This is a genomic window from Zoogloea sp., assembly GCF_030157465.1.
GTDB lineage: Bacteria > Pseudomonadota > Gammaproteobacteria > Burkholderiales > Rhodocyclaceae > Zoogloea.
Genome location: NZ_JAOAUU010000010.1, coordinates 21,342 through 36,662, shown reverse-complemented (window position 1 = coordinate 36,662; position 15,321 = coordinate 21,342). Strand labels below are relative to the sequence as shown.

Here is a 15,321-nt window from a genome sequence, read left to right as displayed (position 1 = left end):
TGTCTGGAGTATCCGTTTTCTTTGTGGTTCGCCATGCTCCGAGTGTTGGTTGTAGATTCTTCCCGCGAGCGCGCTGCAGACGTCTGTGCGGCGCTGGCGCTGGCCGGTCATCAGGTCACGGCGGTGCTGTCGAGCGCCTTCGAACTGTCCGCACAGGTGCTCGCCACCAAGCCTGACGTGATCTTCATCCAGGCCGATTCCCCCAGTCGCGACACCCTTGAACACCTGGCGATCATGAATCGCGACTGTCCGCGGCCGGTGCTGCTGTGTGCACTGGAAGCCGATTCGCAACTCATCCGCCGCGCCGTGAATGCCGGCGTGTCGTCGTATATCGTTGATTCCGTTGCCCCGGAGCGCCTCGATGCGCTGGTCGAGGTGGCGATTGCCCAGTTCGAGGCCTTTCAGCATCTGCGCGCCGAACGCGACGACGCCACGCGCCGGCTCTCCGAGCGCATCACCATCGACCGGGCCAAGGGCCTGCTGATGAAAGCCCGTGGGCTCGATGAGGGCGAGGCCTATCACGCCCTGCGCAAACTGGCGATGGAGCGCGGCCGCAAGCTGGCCGACGTGGCCCAGGACGTGATCGACATGGCCAGTCTGTTGCTCTGAAATAATCAAAAAGAGGTAGCTGCCCGGCCGGGCGTGCATGGAATCGGGGCGAAAACGCAGCGACGTTTTCGCCCCGATACCGTTGTTCACGCGGGGTTTGCGCCGGGGGTGTCCGTAACCGTGCCAAAGCGGTGCGTGCTGCACTGCATCAGTGCGTCTTTCGGGGTTTGTTTGCCTACCTCTTAGTGGGTATTTTTTTGGAGAAAATTACTTTATTGATATGAATCAATGAGTTGTTTTTCTTGGCACGCTCCTCGCTAAGAGTGAAATGAAGTTGGCCCAACGGCGGGCCAGCTTGATCAGGCGATCACACTTGGACAAGGGCGTCCATCCCTCGCAGGTTTTTGCGGGGCGATGCGACGCCCGTTTTTTTTTGAATGACCGGATCAGGGGCGAGCTATGAGCAAGCAATTCGATGACACGATTCTTTCCCGCCGCGGCTTTCTGAAGGCCGGGGCCACTTTGGGAGGTATGGCGGCAATGGGCACGATGCTCCCCGCGGGCGGCGTCTGGGCGGCAGGCTCGGACAAGCCGGAACTGGAAGAAGTGAAGATCGGTTTCATCCCGCTGACCGACTGTTCGTCGGTGGTGATGGCTTCCGTGATGGGCTTCGACAAGAAGTACGGCATCAAGATCGTTCCGAGCAAGGAAGCCTCCTGGGCCGGCGTGCGCGACAAGCTGGCCAACGGCGAACTCCATGCGGCGCATGTGCTTTACGGCCTGATCTATGGCCTGCACCTGGGGATCGGCGGCCCGAAGAAGGACATGGCGGTGCTCATGACCCTCAACAACAACGGCCAGGCCATCACCCTTTCCAACGGCTTGAAGGATAAGGGCGCAGTGGATGGCGCCTCGCTGGCCAAGGTCATCGCCAAGAAGGACAAGGAATACACCTTCGCCCAGACCTTTCCCACCGGCACCCACGCCATGTGGCTTTACTACTGGCTGGCGGCCCACGGCATCGACCCGTTCAAGGACGTGAAGAACATCGTCGTGCCGCCTCCGCAGATGGTGGCCAACATGCGCGTGGGCAACATGGACGGCTACTGCGTGGGCGAACCCTGGAACCAGCGCGCCATTGTCGACAAGATCGGCTTTACCGCGGTGACCACCCAGGACATCTGGACGGACCACCCGGAAAAGGTGCTGGGCTCCACCGCCGAGTTCGCTGCCAAATACCCCAACACGGCCCGGGCGGTGATCTGCGCAATCCTCGACGCCTCGCGCTGGATCGATGCCAGCGCCGCCAACCGCAGCAAGACCGCCGAAACGGTGGCCGCCAAGAGCTATGTGAATACCGACGTGGATGTGATCCGCAGCCGGATGATCGGCCAGTACGAAAACGGCCTCGGCAAGAGCTGGTCCGACAAGAACCTCATGAAGTTCTACAACGACGGCGCGGTGAACTACCCCTATCTCTCCGACGGCATGTGGTTCCTGACCCAGCACCGGCGCTGGGGCCTCTTGAAGCAGGACGTGGATTACCTGGCCGTGGCAAAGGCGATCAACCAGACCGAGCTTTACAAGCAGGCCGCCGGCATCGTCGGTGTGCCGGTTCCCAAGTCCGACTTCCGCACGTCCAAGCTGATCGACGGCGTGGTGTGGGACGGCAAGGACCCGAAGAAGTACGCCGCCGGTTTCAAGATTCACGGCTGACCTGTAGGGGCGAATTCCTTCGCCCATCACTGCCAATCCACACCCGCGGGCGAATTTATTCGCCCCTACAGAATCCTGGAGATCCTGATGACCACTGCGACCCTTACCTCCGGCCTCATGGCCGTCCGGCCCGAAGCCGACGCCACCCCAGTCAAGGAAACCGATATGGCTGCAACTTCTGCCGCAACCCCCGCGCTGGTAAGCACGCCCGACAACTCCGTTTCTTTCGGCGAGCATTTCAGCAACTTCATCCGCGCCGTGCTGCCGCCGCTCATCGGCTTTGCGCTGGTGATTGGCCTGTGGGCCCTGGTCGCGATGAAGTCCGCCGACTTCCCCAGCCCGGCAAAGACGCTCGATGCCGCCGTCGTGCTCTTCTCCGATCCCTTCTACCAGAACGGGCCGAACGACCAGGGCATCGGCTGGAACATCCTGTCGTCCCTCAAGCGCGTCGCCATCGGCTTCGGCTTCGCGGCGCTGGTGGGCATCCCGATGGGCTTCATCATCGGTCGCTTCGCCTTCATGAACAGCATGCTCGAACCGATCATCAGCATCCTGCGCCCGGTGTCGCCGCTGGCCTGGTTGCCCATCGGCCTGATGGTCTTCAAGGCCGCCGATCCGGCGTCCACCTGGACGATCTTCATCTGCTCGATCTGGCCGATGATCCTCAACACCGCCCAGGGCGTGCAGCGCGTGCCGCAGGATTACCTCAACGTGGCGCGGGTGCTCAACCTGTCCGAGTTCAGGATCATCACCAAGATCCTCTTTCCCTCGGTACTGCCCTACATGCTCACCGGCATCCGGCTGTCGATCGGCACCGCCTGGCTGGTGATCGTGGCGGCGGAAATGCTGACCGGCGGCGTCGGCATCGGTTTCTGGGTGTGGGACGAGTGGAACAACCTGAAGGTCGAGCACATCCTCATTGCCATCTTCGTGATCGGCATTGTCGGCCTGCTGCTCGAATACCTGCTGCTGCTGATCGCCCGCCGCTTCAGCTACGGCACCAACTGATTCGGGAGCCCCAAAATGAACGCAATCGTCAAAGTCGAAAACGTCGGCATGGCCTTCGAGACTAAGAAGGGCAGCTTCGTGGCCCTGAAAGACGTCAATCTGCAGATCCGCACCGGCGAAGTCGTGTCGCTGATCGGCCACTCGGGCTGCGGCAAATCGACGCTGCTCAACCTCATCGCCGGCCTCACGCTGCCCACCTCGGGCGTGATGCTGTGCAATGGCCGCGAGATTGCCGGCCCCGGCCCGGAGCGGGCGGTGGTGTTCCAGAACCATTCGCTGCTGCCCTGGCTCAACTGCTTCGAAAATGTCTATCTGGCCGTCGAGCGGGTCTTCAGCGCCAAGGAAGGCAAGGAGGCGCTGCGGGCGCGCACCCATGCGGCGCTCGAAATGGTGCACATGGGCCACGCCGCCCAGAAGCTGCCCCACGAGATTTCCGGCGGCATGAAGCAGCGCATCGGCATCGCCCGCGCCTTCGCGATGGAGCCGAAGATCCTGCTGATGGACGAGCCCTTCGGCGCGCTGGATGCGCTCACCCGCGCCGCGCTGCAGGACGAGCTGATCGGGGTGATGGCCAAGACCGGTGCCACGGTGGTGATGGTGACCCACGATGTCGATGAAGCCGTGCTGCTGTCCGATCGGGTGGTGATGATGACCAACGGCCCGGCGGCCACGATCGGCGAAATCCTCGACGTGAAGCTAGCCAAGCCCCGCGACCGCCTGCAACTGGCCCATGACCCGCACTTTGCCGAGTGCCGTGCGGCGATCCTCGAGTTTTTGTACCAGAAGCAAATGAAAAAGGCCGCCTGATGCGGCCTTGAGGCGGGGCGCTCTGCTTTACTTCAGCTCGAAGCCGCGCTGGTGCAGGGCCTCCACCAGCCGGTCGCGACCCGACAGCGCGGCGGTGTCGCGGACGCGCTTGGCAGAATGGTTGGACCACGTGCCACGCACCTTCATGCCCTGGCTGGCATAGAAGTCGCTCATGACCGTGTCGTAGGTTTCCAGCCCCGCAGCCTGGGCGGGCAGGGAATAGGTTTCGTTGTGCAGCACCACGGATTGCGGCGGGCGCGGCTTGACGGCGGCCGGCTGGTCCGGGTCGGGCGTGCCGACGCACAGGCCGAACACCGCCACCACCCGCGGCGGCAGTTGCAGCTCGGTCGCCACTTCTTCGGGGCGGTTGCGCATCGCGCCGATGTACACCGTGCCCAGGCCCAGGGATTCGGCGGCCGAAACCGCGTTCTGGGCGGCGAGGGCGGCATCGATCACGCCCACTTCGAACATTTCCAGGTAGTCCAGCGCCACGTGCTCCTCGCCGACTTTTTGCGCCACCTGTTCCAGCCGGGCCAGGTCGGCCAGCCAGACGAGCAGCAGCGGCGCCTGGCGGATGTGCGGCTGGTCGCCGGCCAGCACGGCCAGGCGGGATTTGCGTGCCGGGTCGCGCACGGCCACCACGCTCCAGGCGTGCAGGTTGGACGAACTGGCGGCCGACTGGGCGGCGGCCACGATGGCCGCCAACTGGTCGTCATTTACGGGATCGGGCAGGTAGGCGCGCACCGAGCGGTGGGCCAGAAGGTGGTCGATGAGCGTTGAGCCGGCGGCGGGTACGGCCACGTCGGGCGAGCCGTAGCGGGCCTGGTAGAGGGAGGCGCGGGTGGTCATGGGGTTCCTGACGAGGGTTCAAGCCGGGGCGGAGGGATTCCGCCGCCGGCCAAAACACTAATTTTAGCGCCAGGAGACGCCGGTTTCAGCCGGCGCGGGTCCTGCGGCTGCGCGGTGCCGGGGTGTCGGTGCCGGCTGCATCGCTGTCCACCGGCTCCGCGACGAGGGCCCCGGAGGCCTGGCGAACCTGCTCCTCGAGCATGCCGGTGCCCCGGGCGGCCGCGTCAGCCAGTTCGTTGAAGCCGCTCTCCGCCTGGCGGATGGCCGTTTTCATGTGGTCGATGGCCACTTCGCCGTTGGCGTCGGCGCTGAGGGCGGCGCGGTCCATCTGCCGCAACAGCACCGTGTCGAGCACCGCAACCTGCTTCTTGGCCAGGTGCAGAACCGCCTGGTGGGCGTCGCCGATGATGCCGAAGTATTCGCTGACGAGGCCGGCGGATTCGACGTGCCAGTCGTTGTCGTGCCGGAGCGCAATGCTGTCGAAGCTGAACTCGCGGGTGTCGGCGAGCGCCTCCATGCGGCTCACGCCGCGCTCGAGGGCCTGGCGCCCGGCGCGCATGGCCAGATCGGCAAGCTTCTCGGTGGCATCGACCCATGCGCGGGAGGCGAGGTGCAGGTTGTCGATGGTGTGCAGACGGGTTTGCTGGATATCGGTGGAGGACAGGTACATGACGGTCTCCTGAATGGGGGAAGCGGGCCCCTCAGGCTAAGTGCCCGTGATTGCAGCCGAATGACAGGGACGCGGGGCGCCGCCGGCGGAAGGCGTCTTGATTCGAAGGCCGGGCGCGCCGCTTTTTGATTCCGTTGGTGGGAACCCCTGCGCCGGAGCCCTGCCTTATAGCTGTGATGAACGCAGAGGAGAATCGCATGGACTGGCTGAAGCGCTTGCCCGGAAGCCGCAAGGAAAATCCGGGCCTGGAGTGGCGGATCCTGCGCAAATTGCCGCAGGCTGCGCTGATTGGCACGTTGTTGTCAGCGCTTTATGCCGTCAGCGCCCGCTTTTTCGACAACGGCCTGCCACCGGCCGAGTTGCTGAAGGTGGTCCAGTCGGCAGACATCGTGGCCGTTGCGGCCGTGGTGCTGCACTGGACGGTGGTTTTTACGGTGGCGATCGGCTGCAGCATCGTCATCGTGATGAAGGGGCATGCCTACGTGGCCGATGCCTATCCGCTGAGCGACCGGGATACACCGGCAGAGTGAGACTGCCCGTGGCGGAGCGACCCGTGTTTCAGGGCTTGCTGAGAAAGGCCGGCCGGCCGGTGGTGTAGCCGGCTTCGATTTCCTGGATCACGATTTTCCAGATCGGTTTGACGAAGAAGCGCAGCCCCTTGATGACGCTGTTCACGTCCATCATCGAGGGCACGCGGATGCCGCGGTGTTCCACCGGGCCGCCGATCTGGGTGATCTTCACGCCGAGCTTGGAGAAGTGGTCGGCCAGCCGCGGTTCGGTGAGCATGAACAGGGTTTCGATGCCCTCGTGCCGGGCCATGGCGATCACGGCCAGGTAAAGGCCGATGGGGATGTACGGGAAGCGGGGCTGCTCTTTGGTGCCGAAGTCGTCGTCGCTGAGGGCGAGGGCGGTTTTGGTTTCGCCTTTGCGGCGCCGGTAATGGGCGCGAACCGCCAGCCGGGAGACCTCGGCGATGGTGCCGCGGGGCAGGCGCGCGGGATCGATGATGGACCGGTCGAGGGTGGCGCGGCAGGTGTGTTCGAAAGGCAGCGGAAAGTCGGGGTCTTCCGGGCGGGCCAGCACCAGCCGGTTGCAGCCGACCAGGGTATGGGGCTCGCTCGAGCTGCGCATCAGGCAGTGCAGGCTGTGACGATCGTAATCGTCGGTTTCACGACGATCCGGTCGAACCGGCTCGAAGCCCAACTCTTCGCAGTACACCTCGTGGCGAATCCCGAAGACATCATTCTGGGTGCCGTCATCGAAAGCCGCGAGGACTTCGAAGTATTTCCTGAAGCCTTCGCCCAGACTGAATCTATCAAGTAGCGACATGGCAATTCGGCCTCTTCAAATGAAACATGATCATGAACGATGTCAACGACCGGAGGCCGCATACCTTGAAAGCCGGTTAGGCACTGGAGAGTGGCCGGGGGTCGGAAATCCCGGCCGGTAACGGCTTGCAGCGGCGACATGGCTGCGCGGGAAGCCCGTCCAACTGTCGTATCATACTGTTTCCCCGCCTGACGGATATAACGAGCATGTCTAACGCCGGCACCCCTTTCAATTATGACGAAGCCTTTTCCCGCAACATCGGATGGGTTACCCGGGCAGAGCAAGCCGCCCTGCGTGGCAAGCGTATTGCCATCGCCGGCATGGGGGGCGTCGGCGGGGTGCACCTGCTCACCCTGGCGCGTCTGGGGATCGGGGCTTTCAATATCGCCGACATGGATACCTTCGATGTCGTGAACTTCAACCGGCAGGCCGGAGCGTCGATGGCGTCGCTGGGACGCCCGAAGGCCGAGGTGATGGCCGAAATGGCGCGGGACATCAACCCCGAACTCGACATCCGGATCTTCGACAAGGGCGTCAATGCCGGCAACCTCGATGATTTTCTGAGCGGCGTCGATCTTTACGTCGATGGCCTCGACTTCTTTGCCTTTGCCGCCCGCCGCGACACCTTCAACGCCTGCCACCGGCTGGGCGTGCCGGCCGTTACCGCGGCGCCGCTGGGCATGGGCACGGCGGTGCTGAGCTTCCTGCCGGGCAAAATGTCCTTCGAGGAATATTTCCGTCTTGACGGCTGCGACGAGGACGAAATGGCGGTGCGCTTTCTGCTCGGCCTGTCGCCGGCCATGTTGCAGCGCGGCTACCTGGCCGATCCGTCGCGGGTCAACTTCACCGAGAAGCGCGGGCCGAGCACCATCGCCGCCTGCCAGCTGTGCGCCGGCGTGACGGCCACCGAATCCCTCAAGATCCTCCTCGGGCGCGGCAAAGTGATGTGCGCGCCCTGGGGCCTCCACTTCGACGCCTACCGCAACCGCTACGTCAAAACCTGGCGGCCGGGCGGCAACCGCAATCCCATCCAGCAGATCGGCCTGTTCATCGCCCGTCGCCAGTTGCGTGCCATGCGCCGCCTGGAACAGGCCGGCAAATCCTGATTTTCCAAGTCCCGAATCCGCCTTGTCGAGGAGCGCCTCATGGCCCGTCGTGAAACCCTGTTGAAAATCCTCGACCTGGCCCGCTGGGCGCCCAGCGGCGACAACACCCAGCCCTGGCGTTTCGAGATCGCCGCCGACGAGCACATCGTCATCCACGGCAACGACACCCGTGAATGGTGTCTTTACGATTTCAACGGCCACGCCAGCCACATGGCCCACGGTGCCTTGCTGGAAACCCTGCGCATCGCCGCCACCGGCGAGGGCCTGGCGGCCAGCTGGAGCCTGCGGCCCGGTTCATCCGACAAGGCGCCGGTGTTTGACGTGCGCCTCGAGGCCCGCCCCGGCATGGCGCCCGATCCGCTCCTGCCCTTCATCGAAAGCCGCGTCGTGCAGCGTCGCCCGATGCGCACCACGCCGCTGACAGCCGCCCAGCGCCAGGCCCTCAGCGCCGCGCCGGGGCCCGGCTACAGCATCAGCCTCTTCGAATCCAGCGCCGAGCGCCGCCAGGTGGCCGGTTTTCTGTGGCGCAGCGCCTACGTGCGCCTGACCTGCCCGGAGGCCTATCCGGTGCACAAAGAAATCATCGAGTGGCGCACCCGCTTCAGCAAGGACCGCATCCCCGAGCAGGCGGTGGGCGTGGATGGTGCCACCGCACGGCTGATGGAGTGGGTGATGGCGAGCTGGGGACGGGTCCAGTTCTTCAACAAATACCTGTTCGGCACCATCGCGCCGCGCATCCAGCTCGACTACATTCCGGCGCGGGCCTGTGCCGCCCACGTGCTGGTCAAGGCCGACGTTCCGGCCCGCAGTCTGGAAGACCACGTCCGCGGCGGCATCGCGCTGCAGCGGGTGTGGCTGACCGCCGCCTCGGTGGGCCTGCATTTGCAGCCCGAGATGACGCCGCTGATTTTCCGCTGGTACGCCCGGGCCGGGCTGACGTTTTCCAGCGTCCCCAAGATCAACGCGGGCGCGCTGGCGCTGGCCGACGAGTTCGAGCGCATCGGCGGTTTCGGGCCCGACCAGGGCCTCACCTTCTTCTGCCGTGTCGGCGTATCCGATGCGCCGCGCTCCCGTTCGCTGCGCAAGAGCGTCGACGAGCTGATGCTGACAGGCCGATGAGCCATGCCCATGAGCATGACCACGCCGGTGGTCATGGCCACGCTCATTCGCACTCCCACCATGGCCCGGTGTCCCATGACCGGGCCTTCGCCATCGGCATTGCGCTGAATGTCGTTTTCGTCGTCGTCGAGGCCTTTTATGGCTGGGCCTCGGATTCCCTCGCGCTGCTGGCCGATGCCGGCCACAACCTTTCCGACGTTGCCGGGCTGATCCTCGCCTGGGCGGCGGCCGCAGCCGGCCGCCTGCGCCCCACCCACCGACGCACCTACGGCTGGGCGCGGGCTTCCATCCTGGCCGCGCTGGCCAATGCCATGCTGCTGCTGTTCGCAATGGGGGCGCTGGCGCTCGAGGCCATCCAGCGCCTGCAGTCGTCCGAGCCCGTGGGCGGGCTCACGGTGATCGTCGTGGCGGCCATCGGCGTCGTCGTGAATGGTGTCACCGCGGCGCTGTTCATGTCCGGCAGCAAGTCCGACGTCAACATTCGCGGCGCCTTTCTGCACATGGCCGGTGACGCGCTGGTGTCCCTCGGCGTGGTGGCTGCCGGGGCGCTCTATCTCCACTACGGGTGGGTCTGGCTCGATCCGGTGGTCAGCCTGGTGATTGCGGTGGTGATCGTCGTCGGCGCCTGGGGCCTGCTGCGCGAGTCGCTGCACCTGGCCTTCGACGGGGTGCCAGACGGCATCGACCTGGCCGACGTGCATGCCTGCCTGGCCGCGCAGCCGGGCGTCGTCAGCGTGCATGATCTCCATGTGTGGGCGCTGGGTACTTCCGAGGTGGCCCTCAGCGCCCACCTCGTGATGCCTGACGGCCATCCTGGCGACAGCTTCTTCGTCGCCCTCGCCGAGCAGCTGGAACACCGTTTCCAGATCCGCCACCCCACCATCCAGATCGAACTCGACGGCATCGCCGACGGCTGCGCGGCGCCCCTGCACCTCGATTGAGGTCTTTGTCGGGCGATAAAGAACGTGAAAGCGCAGTCCTTGGTTCAGGCGCTGTTCGCCGATGGGGCATCGGTGTCAAGGTGGTGAAAGAGACGAAACCTGGATCGAGTCAGCCACGAGATTCAGATCCAGGGAGTTGCTTGTTGTCGCTGGCATGAGACCGGGTTTCGGCCTGAGCGGTCGTTGGTAATCGGACCCCCAGTGTCTGCAAGTGATAGATCAACGGTCGCTGGTCAAGAAATCAGAATGGCGTCTTCGACGAAGCGACCTCATTGAAGCGGTCATTTCCTGAGAAGCTTCGATCCCTAGTGCTGAAATGTCATTGAAGCGCGAGGGCAACGAATCCTTTGTTATCCTAAGCAAAAATCAAGCAAGCGCACAAATCACTCTGCAATTACAATTCGTTTTTTAAGGGCGTCGCAGAAGTGAAGTAACAATGCCAGCCAGGAAATCTAGGAAATCCAGTCGATGAAAATTACCTGCAAAAATTTTGGACCGCTACGAGAGTTCAGCATTGACCTTGAGGCCGACTTCGTCTTGATCGTCGGTGAGAACAACATCGGCAAGTCCTACGCAATTTCTCTCTTGTATGCGATCTTAAAGACACTCCTGTCAGCGGAGCAGATCGACCGTCCGTTCTACAGCGAACTCTTCCTCGACAAACTCTCCGACAAAGCGGACGACACAAAGACTCAGGCCTTTCTGAAAAGCCTAAAATCTGCGTCCAAAGATATCGACGTCACTGATTTGATTAAATCCGTGACAGAACGAGCTTTAGGAGTGTTCTTCGCCGATCAACTTGAAAAGACAATCCAAGGCACCTTTGGGGAAATCTCAAACCTTGAAAACCGGCGCAGCAATGACCCGACCTCGATAGTTATTTCCACGTCGGAACTGTCAGCTGAACTAAGGATCGCAAATGGGCGATTGTCAGTTTTTTCAATCTCTACCGCTGCAAAGGTCATCTACCGCAAGAGTAAGCAGCACAGAACTCCTCGCGCCGCGGGGAACGAGACAATTATCTATGGCCCTGATGTCCTTGAGCAGGCGCAAATCCGGGTACAGCTCTTTGCCTTTAGGGCGTTTCAGGACTTCGTGTTAGAAGCGGGTTCGACTGTTAGTGATGTCCATTACTTACCGGCTTCCCGATCTGGTCTTTACCAGGCTCTTAGTGCCTTCGGCCAAATAATCGCCGAACTTTCAAAGCGAAGGACCTTTCTCTCGCAGCGAATTGAACTGCCCGCAATTCCGGAACCACTTATTGACTACTTCCTCAAGCTCAACGAGATCCGTCCATCGAAGAAAGGAACGGAGAGTAGCTTCGCCCGCGTCGCTGATGAGTTGGAACGCCTCGCCCTTGGCGGCGCGGTTGAATTCGATCACAAGAGCAAGCGCCTTTTCTACAAACCATTCGATGTCGACCTCAAGCTAGATCTCTCCTCAACGTCCTCAATGGTTTCCGAAGTTGCGCCGATCATCACATACCTAAAGCATGTTCTTCCAGATAGCGATCAAAGGCGAAGTTCACGCAGGCGGCGAATTGCCGAAGACCAACGTCGAAAGCAAATAATCTTCATTGAAGAGCCAGAGGCTCATTTACATCCACACACGCAAGTTATTTTGATGAACGCATTTGCCAAACTCGTTTCTGGCGGCGAGGTGAAGATGATTGTGACGACTCATAGCAATTTCGTATTCAACAAGTTAAGTAATCTGGTGATCTCTAAGGCATTTGGAGAGTCGAGGATCGAGGCTTTTAGGTTCGTGAGATCTGAGCACGGCACAGCCAGCCACAGCTTGGAAGTCGACGAATTCGGAATAACTGACGAGAACTTTGGTGACGTAGCAGAAGATCTTTTCTCAGAAAAGCTAGATCTGCTGAGCGCCAACGAGCCTGAGCAGGATCAGCAATGATTCTGAACGAGGTAATCCAGATACCAGAGCTTTTTGCCATAAGGCGGTTAGATGTTTCAGAAAATGGGGTTGGCATTACTTTCCACCCCGAACTTCTGAATGAACAAGGAGATCTCAGGGAAGATCTGGTTTGTATTCTCAAGCTTGATGAATACCACGCATACAACACTCGGACTGCTCACAACCCTCCAAAGGTTATTGACAATCTCGTCATCGTTAAATGTTGCGACGGCCGTATCTCGGTTTATCTAATCGAGCTACGTCTTTCAAATGGTAGGAGACCTACTAGGCGTCTTCACCCAGGCGAGATTGAGGATAAGTTCAGTACAGCGATTCACGATTTTATAGAAAAGCGCTACGCGAATGTCTTTTCAGGTGACTTTATTAAAGAGATAAAGGCTTACCTTGTCGCTGACCCGTGGAAGCACTCCGGCAAGGAAAATGCCGATGAGCTCTTTGCAAAAAAAATGAAGGCGTCCGCGCTCGATGCATACTCTTCACGCAAGCCCTTTCGTCTTTTCGGCCATAACATCCTTATCAGCCCTATTGTGCCTCCTGAACCGGTCATCACTCCGTGTTAGTGTTCGTGCGAAGCATGCTGAGTATGCTTATGGTTTTTTGTAGGTAAAGTGAGTGTCGCGTCGCGAAAATGCCTACTCGGTTCGGCTGCATCCGCGTCTTTTTGGACACTGTCGAATGACTGGAAAGCAAAGTGCTGCCGCCGTTAGAGCGGCAAACCTTCAATTGGGCACCTCGAAAAACCTCATTTTCCAAAAATCACGCATCGATAAATCAAGGAGTTACGAAGCGCTCGAGGTGAAAATCAGGGGTTTTTCGAGGTACCCAATTACCGCTCTGGCCAACAAGGCGACTGTCACTCCGTCGTGGATTGTTACGGCTTGGCCTGGAGTTTTATCCCAAGCGGGCGATGCGGGATGCGGCTTCGTCAATGTGCCTGCGCATCGCCTCAATGCAGGGAGAGAAGCTGCCGGAGAGGCCCGCGCAATCGCCGACCCTGGCAAAGAACATTTCAGCCAGATGCAGTGCCTCGCGCCAGGTTTCACCATTGACCGAAACCGACAGTGACGCCGGCGGAAGCGTATTCACGATTGCGCCGCCACTTCTGGGGGCAAACCCCATGGGCAGCACGTCGTAAGCCGGCGCGAGCGAATACGGGCGGCCGTGACTGCTTAGAAACGACAAATTTCCCGCGTGCATGTCGGTGTTGCCGATCAGCGTTCCGAATGCCCAGAGCCTCGCAGAGCCCGCGGCGGCGTCGGCATGGACGTGGCCATCGGCGACAAGGCGACTGACCAGCGAGGGCCAAGGCGCCGAAACCTCTCCGACGAATTCCGCATCGAGCGCGCGCAGAGAGAGCACACCAACGCGGCCTAGCTGACCGATGCGGTCGAATCGCGGTACTTCGAGGAATCGCTGACCGCCGAAATCGAAAACCTCCGTTTCGACACCTAGCACCGAAAGAGCCAGGTGCTCGGCCAGCAGGAGGTCGCGCCAGCGCTCGCTGACAGGGTTGTCGTCCGGTGCGGAGAACTTCACCAGCACATGACCGCGCTCTGTGTAGGCGCAAAACTTCGGCTGCTCGCCACCCGCCGACGAGCCGGGAAGCTCCCCGGCGCCGGCGGCACGTGCCAGAGCGGGATAGTCTGCGGCCCGATCAACCGGGAGCGGGGCCGGCATTCCAATGAACCGGTCCCGCGCCCGCTCCCCAATCAGCAGGTTGCCGATTGCGTCATGGCCATGCGCAAGCAGCGCTCTGATGACTTCAGCGCCGCCCCAGAGCTCCGGGTTTGCCGGCAAGCCGAGACCGGCTGCATGCCTCGATGCGTAGGCCCGGCCGAGATACCCCTGTGGCCGCATGTCGAACAGCCACCACGGCAGCCCGTCGCTATGAATCGCCACGCCGTCGGTCTGCACCATGGCAAAGCCATCCGGGCGAACAGGAACGAGCGTGCCAATTTGCCGAATCAGCCCGTCATCGCCAATGCGGAAAATCGGAGTCGACGCGAAGCCGCGAGAGCTGTCCCGCAGGGCGTAACGAATAGATGGACCGGACCCTATCCGGACCACCTCGTCGCCAAGCGCAGCCAGCGCACGCGAAACCGTCGGCTGGCTGATTCCAGTTTTTTCAACGACTTGGCGAGAAGCCATCGGTCCTTGACTGAGCAGCAGGCGGATGGAGTCTGCATTACGAGCCATGGCTATGAATGGATAAATGAATACATTAATGAATAGCTAGTCTGGCCACTCAATCGCGACCCGTCACGATTTTTCTGAGGAATCGGCCTGGGTTCAGGAGCTGAAGTGGCGTGGGCGTTTAGCGGTCGCCGCTCTTCACTTTCTGCCTTACCCCGCAGCTCCGCTGCAACAAAACTGTCATTTGACCCGCTTTTATATTTCGATAATACTTGAAACATGGAAACGTTATCTGCTGCCGAATCCCTTGCCGCCCTCGGTCATGAGACGCGTCTGGCCATCTTTCGCGCCCTCGTGCAGGCCGGGCCGGAAGGCCTCAAGGCCGGTGCCGTTGGCGAAGCGCTGGGCCTTGCGCCTGCCACGCTGTCTTTCCACCTGGCTCACCTCAGCCGGGTCGGCCTGATTCGCGGGCGCCAGGAAAGCCGCTTCATCTTTTACTCGGCCGACTACTCGGCGATGGGCGAACTCATCGCCTTTCTCACCGACAACTGCTGCCAGGGCAAGGCCTGCCTGCCCAACGCCGTCTGCGCAGAAAATCCGGACCCGCGCTGCAATCCTGAACCTGCCTGTGAAGGGAATTCCCGTGACTGACCGTATCTACAACGTGCTCTTTCTCTGCACCGGAAACTCGGCGCGCAGCATTCTCGCCGAGGCCATCCTCAACCAGATCGGCAAGGGCCGCTTCCGCGCCTACAGTGCCGGCAGTCACCCGGCCGGCAAGGTCAATCCTTACGTTCTGGAAATGCTGGCAGCCCAGAACCTGCCGGTGGCCGAGCTGCGCAGCAAGAGCTGGGACGAGTTCGCGGCGCCCGGCGCCCCGGCGCTGGATTTCGTGTTCACCGTTTGCGACAACGCCGCAGGCGAGGTTTGCCCGGTATGGCCGGGTCAGCCGGTCTCGGCGCATTGGGGTATCGAGGATCCTGCGGCCGTCCAGGGCGACGACGCGGCCAGGCGTCACGCGGTGCACACCGCGCTGCAACTTCTGAACCGCAGGATTTCCGTATTCATCAACCTGCCCTTTGCCAAGCTCGACAAGATGGCCCTCAAGCAGGAAGTGGACAGCATCGGTCGCCTGCGCGAGCAGGGGCAATAAGCCGTA

General features: G+C 61.5%; 16 protein-coding genes. 12 read left to right on the top strand and 4 right to left on the bottom strand.

The annotated features are described in order from the left end of the window. Positions 1-33: 33 nt before the first annotated feature. The 4 genes from Q1W26_RS01550 to Q1W26_RS01535 all read left to right on the top strand — a co-directional run bounded on the left by Q1W26_RS01550 (position 34) and on the right by Q1W26_RS01535 (position 4,080). Positions 34-609 carry an ANTAR domain-containing protein gene (locus Q1W26_RS01550; RefSeq protein WP_300434951.1) on the top strand — a complete coding sequence of 192 codons (576 nt, stop codon included), beginning with the start codon at positions 34-36 and terminating at the stop codon, positions 607-609. Between the two features lie 399 nt (positions 610-1,008). Next, positions 1,009-2,265, top strand: coding sequence for an ABC transporter substrate-binding protein (locus Q1W26_RS01545; protein ID WP_300434948.1), 1,257 nt, complete (start codon positions 1,009-1,011; stop codon positions 2,263-2,265). Between the two features lie 87 nt (positions 2,266-2,352). Continuing rightward, the gene (gene ntrB, locus Q1W26_RS01540; protein ID WP_300434945.1) at positions 2,353-3,273 is read left to right on the top strand and encodes a nitrate ABC transporter permease; all 921 of its coding nucleotides are present in this window, start codon (positions 2,353-2,355) and stop codon (positions 3,271-3,273) included. A gap of 15 nt (positions 3,274-3,288) precedes the next feature. Continuing rightward, positions 3,289-4,080, top strand: coding sequence for an ABC transporter ATP-binding protein (locus Q1W26_RS01535; RefSeq protein ID WP_300434943.1), 792 nt, complete (start codon positions 3,289-3,291; stop codon positions 4,078-4,080). Positions 4,081-4,107: 27 nt separating this feature from the next. Here the strand turns inward: Q1W26_RS01535 and Q1W26_RS01530 are convergent, their stop codons facing one another. Next, on the bottom strand, positions 4,108-4,929 hold the full coding sequence (locus Q1W26_RS01530; protein WP_300434941.1) for an NADPH-dependent oxidoreductase: 822 nt from the start codon (positions 4,927-4,929) through the stop codon (positions 4,108-4,110). Between the two features lie 85 nt (positions 4,930-5,014). Further along, complete coding sequence (locus Q1W26_RS01525) at positions 5,015-5,599, bottom strand: hypothetical protein (protein ID WP_300434938.1); 585 nt, start codon at positions 5,597-5,599, stop codon at positions 5,015-5,017. A 197-nt stretch (positions 5,600-5,796) separates the two neighbouring features. Here Q1W26_RS01525 and Q1W26_RS01520 point away from each other — a divergent pair, with 197 nt between their 5' ends. Then, a complete protein-coding gene (locus Q1W26_RS01520) occupies positions 5,797-6,129 on the top strand; it encodes a hypothetical protein (protein WP_300434935.1) in 333 nt (110 codons plus the stop codon). 28 nt (positions 6,130-6,157) lie between these two features. Here the strand turns inward: Q1W26_RS01520 and Q1W26_RS01515 are convergent, their stop codons facing one another. Beyond that, entirely contained in the window at positions 6,158-6,928 is a 771-nt protein-coding gene (locus tag Q1W26_RS01515; protein ID WP_300434932.1) for a PEP-CTERM/exosortase system-associated acyltransferase, read from the bottom strand. Between the two features lie 206 nt (positions 6,929-7,134). Here Q1W26_RS01515 and Q1W26_RS01510 point away from each other — a divergent pair, with 206 nt between their 5' ends. The 5 genes from Q1W26_RS01510 to Q1W26_RS01490 all read left to right on the top strand — a co-directional run bounded on the left by Q1W26_RS01510 (position 7,135) and on the right by Q1W26_RS01490 (position 12,589). Next, positions 7,135-8,034, top strand: a complete 900-nt coding sequence (locus tag Q1W26_RS01510) for a ThiF family adenylyltransferase (protein ID WP_300434929.1) — start codon at positions 7,135-7,137, stop codon at positions 8,032-8,034. Positions 8,035-8,073: 39 nt separating this feature from the next. After that, positions 8,074-9,153, top strand: coding sequence for a nitroreductase family protein (locus Q1W26_RS01505; RefSeq protein WP_300434926.1), 1,080 nt, complete (start codon positions 8,074-8,076; stop codon positions 9,151-9,153). Continuing rightward, positions 9,150-10,094 (top strand): cation diffusion facilitator family transporter, encoded by a 945-nt coding sequence (locus tag Q1W26_RS01500; protein ID WP_300434924.1) that lies wholly within the window; start codon positions 9,150-9,152, stop codon positions 10,092-10,094. The genes Q1W26_RS01505 and Q1W26_RS01500 overlap by 4 nt, the downstream gene beginning before the upstream one ends. A gap of 468 nt (positions 10,095-10,562) precedes the next feature. Beyond that, positions 10,563-12,008, top strand: coding sequence for an AAA family ATPase (locus Q1W26_RS01495; RefSeq protein WP_300434919.1), 1,446 nt, complete (start codon positions 10,563-10,565; stop codon positions 12,006-12,008). Next, positions 12,005-12,589, top strand: a complete 585-nt coding sequence (locus tag Q1W26_RS01490; RefSeq protein ID WP_300434916.1) for a hypothetical protein — start codon at positions 12,005-12,007, stop codon at positions 12,587-12,589. Before Q1W26_RS01495 ends, Q1W26_RS01490 begins: the two co-directional genes overlap by 4 nt. Before the next feature lie 331 nt (positions 12,590-12,920). On the opposite strand, the gene yjjJ is transcribed toward Q1W26_RS01490, so the two are convergent. Continuing rightward, complete coding sequence (yjjJ, locus tag Q1W26_RS01485; RefSeq protein WP_300434913.1) at positions 12,921-14,225, bottom strand: type II toxin-antitoxin system HipA family toxin YjjJ; 1,305 nt, start codon at positions 14,223-14,225, stop codon at positions 12,921-12,923. A 216-nt stretch (positions 14,226-14,441) separates the two neighbouring features. Here yjjJ and Q1W26_RS01480 point away from each other — a divergent pair, with 216 nt between their 5' ends. Beyond that, complete coding sequence (locus Q1W26_RS01480; protein ID WP_300434910.1) at positions 14,442-14,813, top strand: metalloregulator ArsR/SmtB family transcription factor; 372 nt, start codon at positions 14,442-14,444, stop codon at positions 14,811-14,813. Next, positions 14,806-15,315, top strand: a complete 510-nt coding sequence (locus tag Q1W26_RS01475) for an arsenate reductase ArsC (RefSeq protein WP_300434908.1) — start codon at positions 14,806-14,808, stop codon at positions 15,313-15,315. The genes Q1W26_RS01480 and Q1W26_RS01475 overlap by 8 nt, the downstream gene beginning before the upstream one ends. Positions 15,316-15,321: the final 6 nt, after the last annotated feature.